The 16679-nt window shown below is 39.6% G+C and carries 18 protein-coding genes and 1 pseudogene; 4 read left to right on the top strand and 15 right to left on the bottom strand.

The genetic code is table 11. The features are described from left to right. Positions 1-45: 45 nt before the first annotated feature. Complete coding sequence (locus KTI79_RS16715; RefSeq protein ID WP_032056079.1) at positions 46-288, top strand: hypothetical protein; 243 nt, start codon at positions 46-48, stop codon at positions 286-288. 146 nt (positions 289-434) lie between these two features. Here KTI79_RS16715 and KTI79_RS16720 read toward each other — a convergent pair whose 3' ends face one another. The 3 genes from KTI79_RS16720 to pheS are packed head-to-tail and all read right to left on the bottom strand — an operon-like array spanning position 435 to position 4122. Continuing rightward, on the bottom strand, positions 435-731 hold the full coding sequence (locus KTI79_RS16720) for an integration host factor subunit alpha (protein ID WP_000126166.1): 297 nt from the start codon (positions 729-731) through the stop codon (positions 435-437). Beyond that, positions 728-3109 (bottom strand): phenylalanine--tRNA ligase subunit beta, encoded by a 2382-nt coding sequence (gene pheT, locus KTI79_RS16725; RefSeq protein ID WP_032056078.1) that lies wholly within the window; start codon positions 3107-3109, stop codon positions 728-730. Before pheT ends, KTI79_RS16720 begins: the two co-directional genes overlap by 4 nt. A 32-nt stretch (positions 3110-3141) precedes the next feature. Further along, positions 3142-4122: a phenylalanine--tRNA ligase subunit alpha gene (gene pheS / locus KTI79_RS16730; RefSeq protein WP_003655056.1), complete on the bottom strand. Its 981-nt coding sequence runs from the start codon at positions 4120-4122 to the stop codon at positions 3142-3144. Positions 4123-4280: 158 nt separating this feature from the next. Between pheS and KTI79_RS16735 the strand changes: the two genes are divergently transcribed. Continuing rightward, positions 4281-5273, top strand: a complete 993-nt coding sequence (locus KTI79_RS16735) for a hypothetical protein (protein ID WP_032056077.1) — start codon at positions 4281-4283, stop codon at positions 5271-5273. A 52-nt stretch (positions 5274-5325) separates the two neighbouring features. Here KTI79_RS16735 and rplT read toward each other — a convergent pair whose 3' ends face one another. From rplT to KTI79_RS16750, 3 genes and pseudogenes are all read right to left on the bottom strand, one after another. Then, the gene (gene rplT, locus KTI79_RS16740) at positions 5326-5685 is read right to left on the bottom strand and encodes a 50S ribosomal protein L20 (RefSeq protein ID WP_000124858.1); all 360 of its coding nucleotides are present in this window, start codon (positions 5683-5685) and stop codon (positions 5326-5328) included. Positions 5686-5696: 11 nt separating this feature from the next. Next, a complete protein-coding gene (rpmI, locus tag KTI79_RS16745) occupies positions 5697-5891 on the bottom strand; it encodes a 50S ribosomal protein L35 (RefSeq protein WP_002054552.1) in 195 nt (64 codons plus the stop codon). 11 nt (positions 5892-5902) lie between these two features. After that, positions 5903-6093, bottom strand: a pseudogene (locus KTI79_RS16750) (hypothetical protein). Between the two features lie 38 nt (positions 6094-6131). Here KTI79_RS16750 and nreB point away from each other — a divergent pair. Continuing rightward, positions 6132-7382 carry a nickel resistance MFS transporter NreB gene (gene nreB / locus KTI79_RS16755; protein WP_032056076.1) on the top strand — a complete coding sequence of 417 codons (1251 nt, stop codon included), beginning with the start codon at positions 6132-6134 and terminating at the stop codon, positions 7380-7382. A 40-nt stretch (positions 7383-7422) separates the two neighbouring features. On the opposite strand, the gene KTI79_RS16760 is transcribed toward nreB, so the two are convergent. From KTI79_RS16760 to thrS, 4 genes are all read right to left on the bottom strand, one after another. Beyond that, positions 7423-7851, bottom strand: coding sequence for a YqaA family protein (locus tag KTI79_RS16760; RefSeq protein ID WP_032056075.1), 429 nt, complete (start codon positions 7849-7851; stop codon positions 7423-7425). A gap of 53 nt (positions 7852-7904) precedes the next feature. After that, entirely contained in the window at positions 7905-8525 is a 621-nt protein-coding gene (locus KTI79_RS16765; protein ID WP_032056074.1) for a glutathione S-transferase N-terminal domain-containing protein, read from the bottom strand. Positions 8526-8754: 229 nt separating this feature from the next. After that, entirely contained in the window at positions 8755-9306 is a 552-nt protein-coding gene (gene infC / locus KTI79_RS16770; RefSeq protein ID WP_075383312.1) for a translation initiation factor IF-3, read from the bottom strand. A gap of 5 nt (positions 9307-9311) precedes the next feature. Next, on the bottom strand, positions 9312-11234 hold the full coding sequence (thrS, locus tag KTI79_RS16775) for a threonine--tRNA ligase (protein WP_002117224.1): 1923 nt from the start codon (positions 11232-11234) through the stop codon (positions 9312-9314). A gap of 393 nt (positions 11235-11627) precedes the next feature. Here thrS and KTI79_RS16780 point away from each other — a divergent pair, with 393 nt between their 5' ends. After that, positions 11628-13265 carry an acyl-CoA synthetase gene (locus KTI79_RS16780; RefSeq protein WP_086376334.1) on the top strand — a complete coding sequence of 546 codons (1638 nt, stop codon included), beginning with the start codon at positions 11628-11630 and terminating at the stop codon, positions 13263-13265. Positions 13266-13313: 48 nt separating this feature from the next. Here the strand turns inward: KTI79_RS16780 and yjgA are convergent, their stop codons facing one another. From yjgA to panB, 5 genes are read right to left on the bottom strand one after another with little or no spacing between them, the layout of a single operon-like run. Continuing rightward, positions 13314-13850 carry a ribosome biogenesis factor YjgA gene (gene yjgA / locus KTI79_RS16785; RefSeq protein ID WP_032056072.1) on the bottom strand — a complete coding sequence of 179 codons (537 nt, stop codon included), beginning with the start codon at positions 13848-13850 and terminating at the stop codon, positions 13314-13316. A gap of 2 nt (positions 13851-13852) precedes the next feature. Continuing rightward, positions 13853-14122 (bottom strand): HPr family phosphocarrier protein, encoded by a 270-nt coding sequence (locus KTI79_RS16790; protein ID WP_000567533.1) that lies wholly within the window; start codon positions 14120-14122, stop codon positions 13853-13855. Further along, on the bottom strand, positions 14119-14970 hold the full coding sequence (gene rapZ / locus KTI79_RS16795) for an RNase adapter RapZ (RefSeq protein ID WP_005066272.1): 852 nt from the start codon (positions 14968-14970) through the stop codon (positions 14119-14121). The genes KTI79_RS16790 and rapZ overlap by 4 nt, the downstream gene beginning before the upstream one ends. Positions 14971-14996: 26 nt before the next feature. After that, complete coding sequence (gene panC / locus KTI79_RS16800; RefSeq protein ID WP_032056071.1) at positions 14997-15842, bottom strand: pantoate--beta-alanine ligase; 846 nt, start codon at positions 15840-15842, stop codon at positions 14997-14999. Positions 15843-15845: 3 nt separating this feature from the next. Beyond that, positions 15846-16655, bottom strand: coding sequence for a 3-methyl-2-oxobutanoate hydroxymethyltransferase (gene panB / locus KTI79_RS16805; RefSeq protein WP_002117298.1), 810 nt, complete (start codon positions 16653-16655; stop codon positions 15846-15848). Between the last annotated feature and the right edge of the window lie 24 nt (positions 16656-16679).

A 16679-nucleotide genomic window follows, 5' to 3' on the forward strand; every position in this document is an offset into this window, starting at 1 on the left:
ACTTAGGTTTTTTTAATCTCAAATCTTTTTTGTGAGAGTGATGCCATGTTATTCAAAAAATTCGCTGTTGCTGCTGCTGTTGCTGCTACTTTAGCTTTCGTTGGTTGTTCTAAGAAAGAAGAAGCTCCTGCTGCTAACGCTGCATCTGAAGCTACTGCTGCTGCTTCTGAAGCTACTGTTGCTGCATCTGAAGCTGCTACTGCTGCTTCTCAAGCTGTTGATGCTGCTGCATCTGAAGCTGCTGCTGCTGCTGCCGCTTCTGCACCTGCTGCTTCTGCTGCACACTAATCTATATTCTAGATTAGATAAAAAAGAGGACATTTTGTCCTCTTTTTTTATGTCTAAATTTTGATTTTCTAATATTAAATTAGCCTATATTGCTGCCAAATAAAATTATATAAAGCTTCTTAAAATATAAATATAAAAAAAGCAGATCAATCGATCTGCTCATTTCCAACGCGTTGTCTAAACTTCTGACCCGCTCTGAAGGTAACTACACGGCGCGCAGAAATTGGAATTTCCTCGCCTGTTTTAGGATTACGTCCAGGACGTTCGCGTTTATCTCTTAATTCGAAATTACCAAAACCAGAAAGCTTAACTTGCTCTCCTGCAATAAGCGCTTGGCTAATTTCGTCGAAGAACAACTCGACCATTTGTTTTGCTTCACGGCGATTTAAGCTGGTTAACTCACTTAAATGATCAGCCATGTCTGCTTTAGTTAATGCTGTCATGAGGCCCTCAATGTCGCTTGATAAGTGTTTTCCAACACTTGGATTATATTGTCCATACCAGATTTAATTTCAGCATCTTCAAGCGTACGTGAAGGATGTTGCCATAATAACGCAAACGCTAATGAGCGTTTACCTTCTTCGACACCCTGCCCCGTATACACATCGAATAACCATGTAGAGTCTAAAAGCTCTCCACCAGTTTTTTCGATTAACTGCTGAATATCTCTAACATTTATATTATCAGAGATTAAAAGCGCAATATCACGTCTGATCGAAGGAAAACGTGATAATTCTGTAAAATTAGATACATAAGATTGCAAAACGGCAGTTTGATCAAGTTCAGCAACCCAAGTTGTGCTTAAATCTAACTCATTTTCTAAAGATGGATGCAGACGGCCTAAGTAACCAATTGATTGTCCATCAACTAAAATTTCAGCAGACTGTCCTGGATGCAACCATGCACGCTCTGAACGTACATATTCAACTTTGACACGTCCAGCAGTTAAAATCTCTTCAAGCTCTCCTTTGAAGTCGAAGAAATCCATTGGCTGAGGCTTAACATGCCAAGATTCAGGTTGTTGTGAACCTACTGCAACCAAAGCTAAAGTTGGAATCTGTTTTAGATCTTCAATACTTTTAGCATTTTGGTAATCAAAACGTAGCCCTAATTCAAAGAAGCGAACACGGCTTTGCTGACGGTTAAGATTATATTGTACACAAGGAATTAAACTTGAAAGCAAAGTACTACGCATCGCAGCCAAATCACTTGAAATTGGATTTGCTAGCATTAACGGGTTTACTTGCGGGTTCAATTGCTTTTCAAGTTTTGCATCAGCAAAGCTAAAACTAATTGCTTCTTGATAACCTAAAGTCACGATAGTTTGGCGTAACTCTGCAATTTCAAATCGGTCTTGATATTTAGCTAATTGAACATCCATGCTTGGTAAGCTAATTTGGATATTATCATAACCATCAATACGCGCTACTTCTTCAATTAGGTCTTGATAAATAGCCATATCATAGCGATGTGATGGAGGGATTACACTCCACTCACCTTCAGCTTTAACAGTTACTTCACACCCTAGTCGAGTTAAAGCATCTGCAATGAAATCAGCCGTCAATTGATATCCCAACAATTGGTCTACCTGAGCTTGTTTTAGTTCAATTGCTTCACGCTTTGGTAAAATTTCAGTTTTTTCAGCCACAGTAATTGGACCAAATTCACCACCTGCCAACTCTTGAATAAGCTGCGAAGCACGGTTCATGGCAATTAACGGCAACTCAAAATCTACACCACGTTCATAACGCTGTGAAGAATCTGTGTGTAAACCAAAACGGCGAGCACGTCCAGCAATCGCAAGTGGAGCAAAGAATGCACTTTCTAAGAAAATGTCAGTTGTATCATCGGTTACACTAGATGCTAGACCACCCATAATTCCGGCAATTGCCAAAGCTTTCTGGTCATCAGCAATCACCATAATATCTTCTTGCAATTCAACTTCTTGATCATTTAAAAGTTGTAATTTTTCTTGTGGCTGAGCTTGACGCACATGTACAGTCCCTTCAATTTTAGCTAAATCGAAAGCATGCATTGGCTGACCCAATTCCATAAGGACGTAATTCGTTACATCAACCAAAATACTATGAGTACGAATCCCTGAACGTGCTAAAGCCTGTTCCATCCACTCAGGAGTAGCAGCTTTTACATTAACGTTTTTAACTACACGTCCTAAGTAGCGTGGAGCACCTTCAGTGCTGATTACTACTTTTTTCTCATCAGTGATTGTCGCATCAACCGATTTAATTTCAGGCTCATTCATTTGCAGTTGATTAATTACTGCAATCTCACGAGCGATACCACGGATACTGAAACAGTCACCACGGTTTGGTGTAATACTGATATCAATGACGTTATCATCAAGTTTTAGATATTCACGGATGTTTACCCCTACTGGAGCATCGGCAGGTAACTCAAGCAAACCATCGATTTTATCTTCAAGATCAATTTCAGAAGCACCACAAAGCATGCCTTGTGACTCAACTCCACGAAGTTTACCTTTTTTGATTTTAAAATCGCCAGGTAATACAGCACCAATCGTTGCAACTGGAGCTTTCATGCCAGCACGAACATTTGGGGCACCACATACAATTTGTAAAGGCTCACCTGAACCAATATTAACTGTTGTTACACGCAAACGATCTGCATCTGGATGCTGCTCAACTGTTAAAACTTCACCAACCACGACACCAGTAAATGGCTTTGCAACAGGTGCAAGTTCATCAACTTCAAGACCAAGCATAGTCAACTGATCAGACAATGTCTCACTATCAATTGCTGGGTTAACCCATGTGCGTAGCCAATTTTCGCTAATCTTCATCTTTATAAACCTTTTTTAATCCTGAAAAATTGTTAGGCAAATTGGCGTAAGAAACGCACATCATTTTGATAGAACATACGCAAATCATTAATGCCATAACGCAACATTGCAAAACGCTCTACCCCTAAACCAAAAGCAAAGCCTTTGTATTTATCAGGATCAATACCCGCAGCACGCAATACATTTGGATGCACCATGCCACAGCCTAATACTTCTAACCAACGTCCACGCTCATCCATGATATCTACTTCTGCACTAGGCTCTGTAAATGGGAAATATGAAGGGCGGAAACGTACTTTTAAATCTTTCTCAAAAAATTCATTCAGTAGGTTAATCAATAAACCTTTTAATTCAGCAAAGCTTGTGTTCTCAGCAACGTATAAGCCTTCGATCTGATGGAACATTGGCGAATGTGTTTGATCCGAATCACAACGGTAAACACGGCCAGGGCATACGATACGAATTGGCGGCTCACTCGTCTCCATTGTACGAATCTGTACCCCAGAGGTATGCGTACGTAGCAAGTGAGTGGCATCAAAGTAGAAAGTATCGTGCATAGCACGTGCTGGATGGTGACCAGGAATATTTAATGCTTCGAAATTGTGATAGTCATCTTCAACTTCTGGACCGGTTGCAACTGTAAAACCAGCTTTAGTGAAGAACTGACAAATTCGCTCTTGTACCTGAGTAACAGGATGGACTGTACCAACGCGTTGACCGCGGCCCGGCAAAGTAATATCAATCGTTTCACTTGCTAGTTTTTGCTCAAGTGCTGCCTGTTGTAATGCCGCTTGACGTTCTGTTAAAGCAGTATTAATTGTTTCTCGAACAGCATGAATCGCAGCACCTTGTACTTTGCGTTCTTCAGGGTCCATTTTCCCTAATGCTTTCGATTGTTCTGCAAGCTGGCTTTTTTTCCCTGTAAATTGCACACGCACCTGATCAAGTGCAACAAGGTCTTGAGCTGCTGCAATGGCAGCAAGCGCTTCTGTGGTCAGGGCTTCCAGTGACATATTAACTCTCAAAGCAACAAATTAAAAAAATATAATAAAACACTGCATTCTAACAGTTTTTCATCGAATTGATGAAGTTTATCCATCATGAAAAATGTATTAGGCAACAAAAAGATAAAACGTATAAGATAATAGCATCGTCAATGAGATCAACTATTATGGCGCTTAATCAGATTTGGAAACAACAACTTACGCTTGTGACATATGGTAATGAATACCTCCGTCAGAATTTAAGCTTTAACCAATGGCGACAACATCATATTTTCGACCATCATAGTTTTCAGTTTCGTGACTTAACTTCACAGCATTTATTGGCTCAACACTTCCAAGTTTGGCTAGAAGCATTAAAAAAACAAGGCACCACTCAGCTCAGTTTACATTTATCAAGCCTTCTCAATGAAGAGCAAAATCCAAACAGTAACGTCGAGCTTTTGCCTTATACTCATTTTATTGTGAGTCATCAAAATGATAAGAAGTTTGCATGGATTTTTGGCCATGAGCTTGCCGAATGGTATAACAATGATAACGAGTTCGAAGCTCCTTCTTCACAAACCTGTGAATTACGTCTAGAGACATTCTGGCGTTTTGAATTAAATGAAAAATTATCAAAAAAAATTGAAGCTGATCTAAAAAATCCACCATGGCAAGAAATAGCCGACTTTATGGAGAGTGAATTATTCCGTAGTAAGTATGCGACAGGCTTTGAGGAACCAGAACTTCAAAATACTCTTTTTGATGGTACAAATATTAAAAGCTTAGAACCAAAACTTGCCCTAATTCCTGAGAGTTATCCCGCAGATTATGCCCATCAACTTTTATCTCGTACTCAAGCATTAGCCGATTATTTAGAACAAAAGAAACGTATTGCAAATGATCCTTTAGGAGAAGAACTAGATCAAGAGCAACTCATCAATTTAAGAAACTTTACACAAAAAACTGATGATTTGTTTGCCAAGCTTATTGTGAAAGTTGCCAACCATTATCAGACAGCTCAGATGATGCCTGTAGTTAAAGCTTCTCCATTTGAGCAATCAAATGAAAATCCACAACATTTGAAATCTCACCATCATAAAGGCACTGGTTCAGGTGTTATTAAACTCATTATTTTAACCATTATTATTTGTGCTCTGGCTTATTATTTTGGGCTTTAAATAAATAATAAAAAAGACCGCTAAAAAGCGGTCTTTCTTTGAATCTCTAAGCTTATGCAGCTAATGCGCCTTTAGCTTTTTCAGCTAAAGCAGCAAATGCTACTGCATCATGCATAGCGATGTCAGCTAATACGCGACGGTCGATGATCACTTGAGCTTTTTTCAAGCCATCGATCATACGGCTGTAAGACAAACCGTTTTGACGAGCACCAGCATTGATACGCGCAATCCATAGAGCACGGAATTGACGTTTCTTTTGACGGCGGTCACGGTAAGCGTATTGACCAGCTTTGATTACCGCTTGGAACGCTACGCGGTAAACGCGTGAACGAGCACCATAGTAACCTTTAGCGCGAGCAAGAATTTTTTTGTGACGACGATGAGCCACTACACCACGTTTTACACGAGCCATTTATAATCTCCTTAGATGTATGGGCACATACGACGAACTGAATTCATGTCAGAAACATGAACCATTACACAGCCGCGTAATTGACGGATACGTTTAGCAGATTTTTTGGTCAAGATGTGGCGCTTGAACGCTTGTTTACGCTTAAAACCGTTTGCAGTCGCTTTGAAGCGTTTAGCTGCACCACGGCGAGTTTTTAACTTAGCCATAGTAACCTCTTTTAGGCACCTGTTCGGCGCGATTGCACCATTGCAAAATCGACCTGCAGGTAAGGAAGCGCGTATTTTATAGCATGCTGACTAAAATTAAAACTATTAGTTACTGTTTTTATGAGTGCAAAGAAAGACTTTCTCGATTTCAACTTGTGGCAGCTATATCAATAATAAATAAAGCACCTATACTTTTTTCCATTTATAATACGATCAAATTATCAACATACGATATTCCCAATGCAGAAACATGATGCATTTGCCGCCTTACGCTATAGAGATTTCTCAATTGTTACCATTAATCAATTTTGCTTAACGTTAGCAATTCTAATTCAAGAAATTATTGTTGCCTATTCACTCTATCAAATCACTAAAGACCCTCTGACTCTAGGTTTAATTGGACTTGCAGAAGCTATTCCTTTTATTGCTCTTTCTCTTTGGGGTGGCTATTTTGCAGATAGATTTAATAAACAGATTATTATGAAAATCTGTTTGTTTTTCTCGGTTCCTCTTCCTTTAGTTCTTTGGTCGTTGTTCCATCTGCATGGTTTAGGTCATATCAGTGTAAATTTTCTTTCTTGGGGTATTTATGCTGTTATTTTTGGCTTAGGTACTATACGTGGGTTTTATAATCCCTCTGCAACGTCTTTAAAACCATTTTTGATTCCTCGTGAACTGTACGCAAATGGTGCAACATGGACGACAATCGGTTGGCAAAGTGGTGTAATTATCGGGCCAATGCTTGGTGGTTTCATGCTTGCCTATTTAGGCCGAGAAACAAGTCTATTTAGTGTTGCGGTTTTACTTGGTATTTGTTTTATCTTAATTAACCTATTGCATAAGCGTAGTTTTCCTAAAATTGAAACTGCTAATGTTTTAGAAAGTTTAGGAGATGGTTTCCGCTTTATCTGGAAAACTAAAATTGTTCTTTGGGCAATTTCTCTTGATTTAGCTTCTGTTTTATTTGGTGGAGTCATCGCATTATTACCAATTTTCGCAGAAGATATCTTGAAAGTCGGTCCAGAAGGACTGGGATATTTGCGTGCAGCACCATCTATTGGAGCGCTCGTCACTATGATTGCTTTGACTCGCTTCCCACCAACTCAGCACGCATGGCGTAACATGCTACTTGCTGTTGCAGGATTTGGTGTTTTCACGATTCTTTTCGCGTTCTCAAATAACATGTGGTTATCACTATTTGCATTGGCTATGACAGGCGCTTGTGACAGTATTTCAGTTGTGGTTAGACAAACCATTTTGCAAATTTTTCCACCAGAAAATATGCGTGGTCGCGTTGCTGCTGTAAACGGAATGTTCGTTTCATCAAGTAATGAGCTTGGTGCATTTGAGTCAGGTTTAGCAGCTAAATATTTAGGAACGATTGCAGCGACTATTTTTGGTGGTTGTATGACACTTGCAGTGGTCACCTTCTGTTGGCTAAAAACCAATGACCTATTTAAAGTCGATATTACCAAAAGCTCAGAAGACTAGTTAAACCATTTTAATAAAAGCATCTTCGGATGCTTTTATTTTAAATAAAACCTGTAATTACCCAATAAATAAAAATATAGCGTCCTGCTTTAGCAATCAAAACGATAATTAAAAAGCGCCAAAAATTTTCTTTAAATAAACCCGCAACTAAAGTAATTGGGTCACCAATCACAGGTGTCCAACTTAGCAGCAGCGAATAAAACCCATATTTATGATAAAAACGCTGAGCTTGTTCTAAACGTTTTTCAGAAACTGGGAACCACTTTTTGTGTTTAAACTGCTCTATTTTTAAACCAAGCCACCAGTTCACACACGAGCCCAGTACATTTCCGAAAGTAGCGATAGAAATTAGAAGGAAAGCAGAATATTCTTTTTTTAATAATAAGGTGGCGAGCACAGCCTCTGATTGTAATGGTAATAATGTAGCCGCCCCAAGCGCGCTCAAAAAAAGTAAAAAGTAACTTAGCATATTAAATTAGACCAAATCACCTTTCACTTTATTCATTAGGTTACCAATAAGAATTAGATGACTTTGATTGATAATGCTTTTTGTACCGCAGGACGTGCCGTTAAACGTACAACATATTCTTGTACATAAGGATAATCTTCTAATTGAATACCCTGCCATTCATAGCGCAAGATCCAGGGTAAAATTGCCATATCAGCAATCGAGTATTCACCTGCAACAAACTTCTGACCAATAAGCTGTTTGTTTAATACACCGTATAAACGTTTAGTCTCATTTACATACCGGTCGATCGCATATGGGATTTTTTCTGGTGCAAAGCGGTTAAAATGATGATTCTGCCCAAGCATAGGCCCTAGCCCACCCATTTGCCACATGAGCCATTGTTCAACTTCAACTCGCTCTTGCTCATCAGTTGGATAAAATAATCCAGTTTTTCGACCTAGATATTGCAAGATAGCGCCTGATTCAAATATTGAAATTGGCTCACCACGAGGTCCATCTTGGTCAACAATTGCCGGAATTTTATTATTTGGAGAAATTCTCAGAAAATCTGGTTGAAATTGATCATTTTCTAAAATATTGATTGGGTAAAGAGTGTAGTCCAGTCCCATTTCTTCTAAGGCAATTGTGATTTTATGTCCATTGGGAGTTCCCCAATAATATAGATCAATCATTCTATTTTCCTATTCATCGTTATCATGACTGCGTCTTGCGTTATAGCATGTTTTAAGAAGGACGATGAGATTTCCAACACTAAAAAATACATAAAATTCAAGAATTGAATTTCTCTTAAAAGATATAGCAATTGTCTTAAATAGAACTGAACAGAGAAAATTAAATCATCTTTTTTTATTATGATAAAGATATAAAAAAGCACTGCTTTTGCAGTGCTTTTTTTGAGTATTACTTTTTCTTTTTCGGTCCAAGTAACATACCCATTTGACGGCCTTCCATTTTAGGTGCTTGTTCCACAACCCCAAACTCAGCAACATCAGCTTCAATCTTTTGTAATTGAGCTAAGCCAAGTTGTTGGTGAGCCATTTCACGACCACGGAAACGTAAAGTGATTTTCACCTTGTTTCCTTCTTCAAGGAATTTCAAAATAGCACGAAGCTTAACTTGATAATCACCAACATCAGTTGCAGGGCGCAGTTTGATTTCCTTCACTTGCACTTGATGCTGTTTTTTCTTCGCATCTTTTTGCTTCTGCTTAAGGTCAAACAAGTGCTTGTTGTAATCCATAATTTTACAAACAGGCGGCTCGGCGTTTGCAACGATCTCAACTAGGTCAAGATCTGCCTCTTCAGCAGCGCGCAGTGCTTCATTTAATGAAACAATTCCTTTTTGCTCACCATCAGCACCAACGAGGCGTACTTCTTTTGCACGGATCTCGTCGTTAATTGCTGGACGGTTGCTTTTTGCACCTTGTTGTTGGTTACGGTCAGGCTGTTTAATCTTTCTTACTCCACAATATACCGGCCACGTTCGGCGACGGCAGACTTCACTAAGTCAATGAATGCATCTACTGACATAGTACCTAAATTTTTTCCTGAGCGGGTACGCACATTCACTGTACCTTCTTCAACTTCTCGATCACCAAGAACTAATAGGTAAGGAATACGCTCTAGAGTACGCTCACGAATCTTAAATCCGATTTTTTCATTTCTCAAGTCAGAAATAGCACGAAGGCCATTTTCTTTGAGTTTTGCTACGACTTTCTCACAAGCTTCAGCTTGAGAGTCCGTAATATTCATGACACATGCTTGTAACGGCGACAACCAAGGTGGCATGAAACCAGCGTAGTGTTCAATTAGTATACCAATAAAACGCTCAAAACTGCCAAGAATTGCACGATGCAACATTACAGGCTGATCACGATCATTGTCTTCAGTCACATAAGACGCATCTAAACGTTCTGGTAAGTTAAAGTCACACTGAATAGTACCACACTGCCATACACGTCCGAGACAGTCTTTCAATGAGAATTCAATTTTCGGACCGTAGAACGCGCCTTCACCAGGTTGTAATTCCCATTCGAGACCCGCTGCATCTAAAGCATCTGCTAAAGATTTTTCAGCCATATCCCAAAGCGCATCATCACCTACACGTTTTTCTGGACGTGTAGAAAGTTTCATTTGCACTTCTTCAAAGCCAAAATCTTTATAAACTTCTAAAGTCAGCTTAATAAAGTCTGCGACTTCCTGGCCGATCTGTTCTTTAGTACAGAAAATATGTGCGTCATCTTGTGTAAAGCCACGTACACGCATAATGCCGTGTAAAGAACCTGATGGTTCGTTACGATGACAAGAACCGAACTCTGCCAAACGAATTGGTAAATCACGGTAAGACTTCAAACCTTGGTTGAACACTTGCACATGACATGGGCAGTTCATTGGCTTAACCGCATAGTTACGATTTTCAGAATGCGTCGTAAACATATTGTCTGCGTAGTTGGCCGCATGACCTGACTTTTCCCACAATGTAAAATCTACGATTTGTGGTGTCTTAATCTCAAGGTAACCATTGTCTTGCTGAACTTTACGCATGTATTGTTCAAGTACTTGGTAAATAGTCCAGCCATTTGGATGCCAGAATACCATACCCGGTGCTTCTTCTTGCATATGGAACAAGTCTAAAGCTTTACCAATTTTACGATGGTCACGCTTTTCAGCTTCTTCGATACGTTTGATGTATGCAGCGAGCTGTTTTTTGTCTGCCCAAGCTGTACCATAAATACGTTGAAGCTGTTCGTTCTTCGCATCACCACGCCAGTATGCACCAGAGATTTTAGTGAGCTTGAACGATTTTAAGAATTTAGTATTCGGTACGTGTGGACCACGACACATATCCAAATAATCTTGATGGTAGTACAAGCCCATTTGTGTTTCTTCAGGCATGTCTGCAATCAAGCGTAATTTGTATTCTTCGCCACGCGCAGTGAATTCAGCAATAACTTCATCACGTGGTGTCATTTTTTTAACGACATCGTAATCTTGATCGATAAGCTTTTTCATACGCTCTTCGATAGCTGCCATATCATCTAATGTAAAAGGACGTGGCATCCAGATGTCGTAGTAAAAACCTTCTTCAATGACTGGACCAATCACCATCTTGGCTTCCGGGAAAAGCTGTTTAACAGCATGCCCTACAAGGTGTGCACAAGAATGGCGAATAATTTCAAGACCTTCCTCATCTTTTGGAGTGATAATTTGTAAGGTCGAATCTTCGGTAATTAAGTCACATGCATCAACTAAGCGATCATTTACACGGCCAGCAACAGTATTTTTTGCTAGACCAGGCCCGATACTTTGGGCAACTTCCATAACAGATACAGCGTGATCAAAACTCTTTTGATCGCCATTTGGCAATGTGATAATTGGCATAAAAAAATCCTTAAGGAGTGATGCCCTATACGAAGGAGCATTTCACCGCGAGATTATGATCGAGGCGAACCTCAAAATATAAAAACGGTGTAAATCAAAGTTAAAAAACCTGAAAGATTTTACACTTGTTCAAGCAATGTGAAAACCTTTGAGTCCATAAAATCATAAATACATTTTGCTTATCGCGTAAACAGCAATAAATGACTTAAAAAATATATTGAGATGATTTTTAAACATGTTTAACACAAGTGGTTTAAGATGAAGAAAATAGCATTTCTGCTCATTTTTTGACTGGAGGGTATCGTTCTTTAAGACTAAAGCATAGATGCTTTGATTAATATTAAATCATATGTTCAAAGAATGAATTAAAAATAGAACACGGAGTTGTTTCACATGGTTAGTGCTTATGATGAGTTACCACGTACACCCGCAAACTTTGTTGCGTTATCACCTCTACGCTACTTAGAGCGTGCGGCTTATATTTACCCAGATCAAGCTTCAATTATTCATGGTAAGCGCCAAATTTCATGGAAAGAGACTTACCAACGTTGTTGCCAATTTGCATCTCAGCTCAAGCAACTGGGAATTGAGAAAAATGATACGGTATCTGTCTTATTGCCAAATATTCCAGCCATGATTGAAGCACATTTTGCGGTTCCTATGGCTGGTGCGGTACTTAATACTCTCAATACACGTTTAGATGCAAAAACAATCGCTTTCATGTTGGAGCATGCAGAAAGTAAAGTGCTGTTGGTTGACCCTGAATTTGTGAATTTAGCAAGAGAAGCCCTCTCACTTATTCCGAATCAACACATTATTGTGATTGATGTAGCTGATACGGAATACGAAGGTGAAAATCAGTTTTTAGGTTCTTTTGAATATGAAGAATGGATCGCTCAAGGCGACACTAACTTCTCTTGGCATTTACCAGAAGATGAATGGGATGCGATTAGCTTAAATTACACATCTGGAACTACAGGTAATCCTAAAGGTGTGGTCTATCATCATCGCGGGGCTTATCTTAATGCTGCAAGCAATATCTTGGCTTGTGGAATGAAACCGCGTGCTGTGTATTTATGGACACTACCCCTCTTTCATTGTAATGGCTGGTGTTTTGCGTGGAGCATAGCAGCAAGTGGTGGAACCAATATTTGTTTACGCAAAGTCGATCCAGAATTAGTCATGCAATTGATTGCAGCCCATAAAGTTGATTATTTCTGTGGTGCGCCTATTGTTCTTTCAATGATTCTTAACTTACCTAAAGAAAAACAAACCAGCTTTGATCATCATGTTGAAGTCATGGTTGCTGGGGCAGCTCCACCTGTTGCCATTATTGAAGGGATGCGAAACATGGGGATTAACGTAAACCATGTATATGGCTTAACAGAAACTTATGGGCCTTCTGCCCTATGTGCTTCTCAATCTGGATGGAATGAACTATCAATTGCTGAACAAGCCCAACTCCATTCCCGTCAAGGCGTACCTTACCCGTTACAAGACAGTATGCGTGTGTTAGATCCCGAGACTATGGAACCTGTGCCTAATGATGGTCAAACCATGGGAGAAATCATGTTCCGTGGCAATATTGTCATGAAAGGCTATTTAAAGAACCCTAAAGCGACTCAAGAAGCATTTGCAGGTGGATGGTTTCATACAGGAGACCTAGCCGTTTGCCACCCAGATGGTTATGCAAAAATTACTGATCGTTCGAAAGACATCATTATTTCAGGTGGAGAAAACATTTCATCTTTAGAAGTAGAAGATGTTTTGTATAAACATCCTGCTGTATTAACCGCTGCGGTAGTCGCTAAACCCGATGCACGTTGGCAAGAAGTACCATGCGCGTTTATTGAGTTAAAAATGGGTGCTACGGCAACACCTGAAGAAATTATTGCACATTGCCAAAAAGAGTTAGCGCGCTTTAAAGTACCTAAAGATGTGGTTATTACTGAAATTCCAAAGACATCGACAGGTAAATTACAGAAATTCATTTTGCGCGAATGGGCAAAAGAACGAGCTGAAAATATATAAATAAAAAAAGCGACGCCTTGAGCGTCGCTTTTTACTATTGAAGAGCAATTAGCCTTGATCAGACAATAAGGCAATTTGCTGTACATAGTTTACAAATTTACCTTTTGATGCCTCAAGCTCTGATTCACTCACTTCTTGAGTCTTATCACGCTTGATTCTCAACACATGCTGACGCAATGTGTGACGTTCCGATGCATTATAAATTTTGCTAAATTCATTAATTGCAGGGTCGCCTTGTTCGATCATACGATCAACCCAACGCATCAATTGAGCCTGCTTTTTTGCGCCTTGCTGCGGAGTTAGATAAGACAAAATAACGGTCTCATCTTCATTGCGCAATAATTTACCAATACGTTGAAACTGACGACGACGAGCTTCAAAAGAACTAATGTTCTGTACTTCCATTAACGCATCAATTAAACGTTCATCTACTGGGAGTTTTTGAATCTGTTTAATAGAAAGTTGTGCTAACTGCTCGCCTAAAGCAGCCATACGTTGAACTGCTTTTTTCTGTTCTGTCTTACTTGCACGTCCTTCTAAAGAGCCAAAATCTTCTTCAGTATAACGTTGGGGACGACGTGCCACGATTAATCTGCCTCATAAAATTTTGCGGCGAATAACGCCTGTACTTCATTTAATGCCTGCTCTTCGTCGGTACCATCAATGACCAATCGTAAAGTGGTCCCTTTACCTGCACCTAACATCAGCAAAGACATAATATTTTTTGCATCTACTAAATGATCGCCTTTTCCAATTTGGATCGACGAACGAAATTTTGTAGTGACCTCTATCAGTTTTCCTGATGCACGAGCATGTAAACCGAGTTTATTAATTACATCAACAGTTGTGTCTATCATGACCAGTGCTTCATTTCTCTGTGTAAGACCTGAACAGACCATTCTGCCTCAAGTGCTTGTTTTAGTCTATCTACGATATAAACGGAACGATGTTGACCACCAGTACAACCAATAGAAATCGTCATATAGTGACGATGTCCTTCAGCAAATGCTGGAAGCCATTTTTTTAAGAAGTGAAGAATATCGTCAAACATTTCGTTTGCTTGCGGACTTGCTTCTAAAAATTGTCTTACTGGCTCATCCAAACCAGAAAAACGTCTCAATTCTAAATCCCAATGCGGATTTGGTAAATGCCGTACATCAAAAACATAATCAGCATCTAAAGGAATGCCATGCTTATATCCAAATGACTGCAATATCACGATGAGCTTATCTGACTGCCCCAATTTAGACAGTAAAATATGCTTTAGATCATGAACGCTTTTATCCGTTGTATCAATATGAACTGTAGCACGGAACTGAATTGGGAGCAGCAATTGCTTTTCTTCATGAATACATTGCAACAGACTTTTAAAACGATTGGCCAATGGATGCGGACGACGCGATGCACTAAAACGTGCAATCAAATCCTGATCTTGCGTAGTCAGATAAATCACATCAACTGTGCCATGTTTTTGTAGTTGTTCAAAAACATGGTCGAACTCTTGCATATCTGCACGAGTGCTTCGAACATCCACACCTAATGCCAATTGCTCTAGGTTATTTTCATGATCTAGCTTTGCCACAATTTCGGGCAGCAATGCCAAAGGCAAATTATCAATACAGTAATAGCCCAAATCTTCTAACACTTGGAGAGCCGAAGATTTTCCTGAACCAGACTGTCCTGTCACGATAAGTATACGCTTCATGGCATGGCTGTCCTTTGATCTGTTTATTAGGGTATAAAGGCAACTTCTAAATTATCAATCAAACGTGTTGCACCCAATTTTGCCGCGACAAACAACACAATATCACGATCAAACTGAGTAGCAGGTAACAGATTTGATTGACGAGCTTCGACATAATCCACAACAAAGCCATTATCTGTCAACTGAGTTTTAATATCTTCTAAAACTTGTTGTAGATCTTTACCTTGATGTAACTGCTGTTCAGCTTGCTTTAAACTTTGATAAATAACCGGAGCGACCTGACGTTGCTCTGGACTTAAATAACCATTTCTTGAACTAAGAGCCAAACCATCTGCCGCACGAACAATAGGCACGCCAATGACTTCTAAAGGGATATTTAAGTCTTGTACAAACTGACGAATCACTGCTAACTGTTGGTAATCTTTTTGACCAAAGAAAGCGTAATTAGGCTGCACAATATTAAAGAGTTTGGTGACCACCAACGCTACGCCATCAAAATGCCCAGGACGTGAACTACCACATAAAGCATCAGTAATTTGGCTGACACTTATGTTGGTTAAACGAGGCTGAGTACCGTACATTTGCTCAACCGATGGCGCAAAAATAATGTCACAGCCGACATCGGCTAATAGACGGCTATCTTGCTCTAAAGTACGAGGATAGTTATCAAAATCCTCACCCGGCCCAAATTGAGTTGGATTTACGAAGATGCTAACAACTACAACATCACATAACTTTTTCGCTTCACGAACAAGTGTGAGATGTCCTTCATGTAGATTTCCCATAGTTGGGACAAAACCAATAATTTTACGCGCAGCTCTAGCAGGATTTAAAGAAGCTGCAAGACCTTGTATGGTGGTTTCTGTTTTCATGAATTACAGCTCAACGTGGAAAGTATGTTCTTTAGCTGGAAATGACTGATCTTGCACAGCAGCATGGAAAGCTTTAAAAGCGTCTAAAATGGCAGTTTCACCAGATTGTTCTTTCATAAAGTTACGAACAAAACGCGCAACTCGACCAAAAGTTAAACCTAACATGTCCTGTACTACGAGTACCTGACCATCAGTCGCATTACCTGCACCAATACCAATCACAGGCGTATTTGGGAATAGTTCAGCAATTTCTTGTCCCAACTGAGCAGGTACACATTCAAGCAATAGAACTGCTGCGCCAGCCTCAACCACAGCTGTACAGTCGGCAATAAGCTGATCAGCTGCTTCACGTGTTTTAGCTTGTAATTTATATCCACCAAATACGTGTACAGATTGAGGGGTTAAGCCTAAATGTACACAAACAGGTACACCATTACGTGTTAACACTTGTACAGTTTCACTTAACCATGCACCGCCTTCAATTTTGATCATTTGAGCGCCAGCTTGCATGACTGTTCTTGCGTTTTGCAAAGCATCATTTAAAGTTGCATAACTCATAAATGGCAAGTCAGTCATAATCAAGGCATGTTGGTTACCACGACGAACTGCTGCCGTATGATAAGCCATGTCTTCAACAGTTACAGGTAAAGTTGAGTCACGACCTTGAATTGCCATTCCAAGAGAATCACCAATTAAGATAGTATCAATTTCAGCAAGTTCCATTGCTTTTGCCATACTCGCATCGTAACAAGTTAGGCAAGAGAACTTACGTCCTTCGGCTTTAAATTTTCTTAAGTCACTTAGACTAATCATGATGGTATCCTCTACAGGAGTTTG

Source organism: Acinetobacter sp. WU_MDCI_Abxd143 (genome assembly GCF_025514195.1).
In the GTDB taxonomy this organism is placed as follows: domain Bacteria; phylum Pseudomonadota; class Gammaproteobacteria; order Pseudomonadales; family Moraxellaceae; genus Acinetobacter; species Acinetobacter pittii_H.

Excerpts from the sequence above, each read along its gene's own strand:
- KTI79_RS16715 (WP_032056079.1), top strand. The coding sequence starts at position 46 with ATGTTATTCAAAAAATTCGCTGTTGCTGCTGCTGTTGCTGCTACTTTA.
- KTI79_RS16720 (WP_000126166.1), bottom strand. The coding sequence starts at position 731 with ATGACAGCATTAACTAAAGCAGACATGGCTGATCATTTAAGTGAGTTA.
- pheT (WP_032056078.1), bottom strand. The coding sequence starts at position 3,109 with ATGAAGATTAGCGAAAATTGGCTACGCACATGGGTTAACCCAGCAATT.
- pheS (WP_003655056.1), bottom strand. The coding sequence starts at position 4,122 with ATGTCACTGGAAGCCCTGACCACAGAAGCGCTTGCTGCCATTGCAGCA.
- KTI79_RS16735 (WP_032056077.1), top strand. The coding sequence starts at position 4,281 with ATGGCGCTTAATCAGATTTGGAAACAACAACTTACGCTTGTGACATAT.
- rplT (WP_000124858.1), bottom strand. The coding sequence starts at position 5,685 with ATGGCTCGTGTAAAACGTGGTGTAGTGGCTCATCGTCGTCACAAAAAA.
- rpmI (WP_002054552.1), bottom strand. The coding sequence starts at position 5,891 with ATGGCTAAGTTAAAAACTCGCCGTGGTGCAGCTAAACGCTTCAAAGCG.
- nreB (WP_032056076.1), top strand. The coding sequence starts at position 6,132 with ATGCAGAAACATGATGCATTTGCCGCCTTACGCTATAGAGATTTCTCA.
- KTI79_RS16760 (WP_032056075.1), bottom strand. The coding sequence starts at position 7,851 with ATGCTAAGTTACTTTTTACTTTTTTTGAGCGCGCTTGGGGCGGCTACA.
- KTI79_RS16765 (WP_032056074.1), bottom strand. The coding sequence starts at position 8,525 with ATGATTGATCTATATTATTGGGGAACTCCCAATGGACATAAAATCACA.
- thrS (WP_002117224.1), bottom strand. The coding sequence starts at position 11,234 with ATGCCAATTATCACATTGCCAAATGGCGATCAAAAGAGTTTTGATCAC.
- KTI79_RS16780 (WP_086376334.1), top strand. The coding sequence starts at position 11,628 with ATGGTTAGTGCTTATGATGAGTTACCACGTACACCCGCAAACTTTGTT.
- KTI79_RS16790 (WP_000567533.1), bottom strand. The coding sequence starts at position 14,122 with ATGATAGACACAACTGTTGATGTAATTAATAAACTCGGTTTACATGCT.
- rapZ (WP_005066272.1), bottom strand. The coding sequence starts at position 14,970 with ATGAAGCGTATACTTATCGTGACAGGACAGTCTGGTTCAGGAAAATCT.
- panC (WP_032056071.1), bottom strand. The coding sequence starts at position 15,842 with ATGAAAACAGAAACCACCATACAAGGTCTTGCAGCTTCTTTAAATCCT.
- panB (WP_002117298.1), bottom strand. The coding sequence starts at position 16,655 with ATGATTAGTCTAAGTGACTTAAGAAAATTTAAAGCCGAAGGACGTAAG.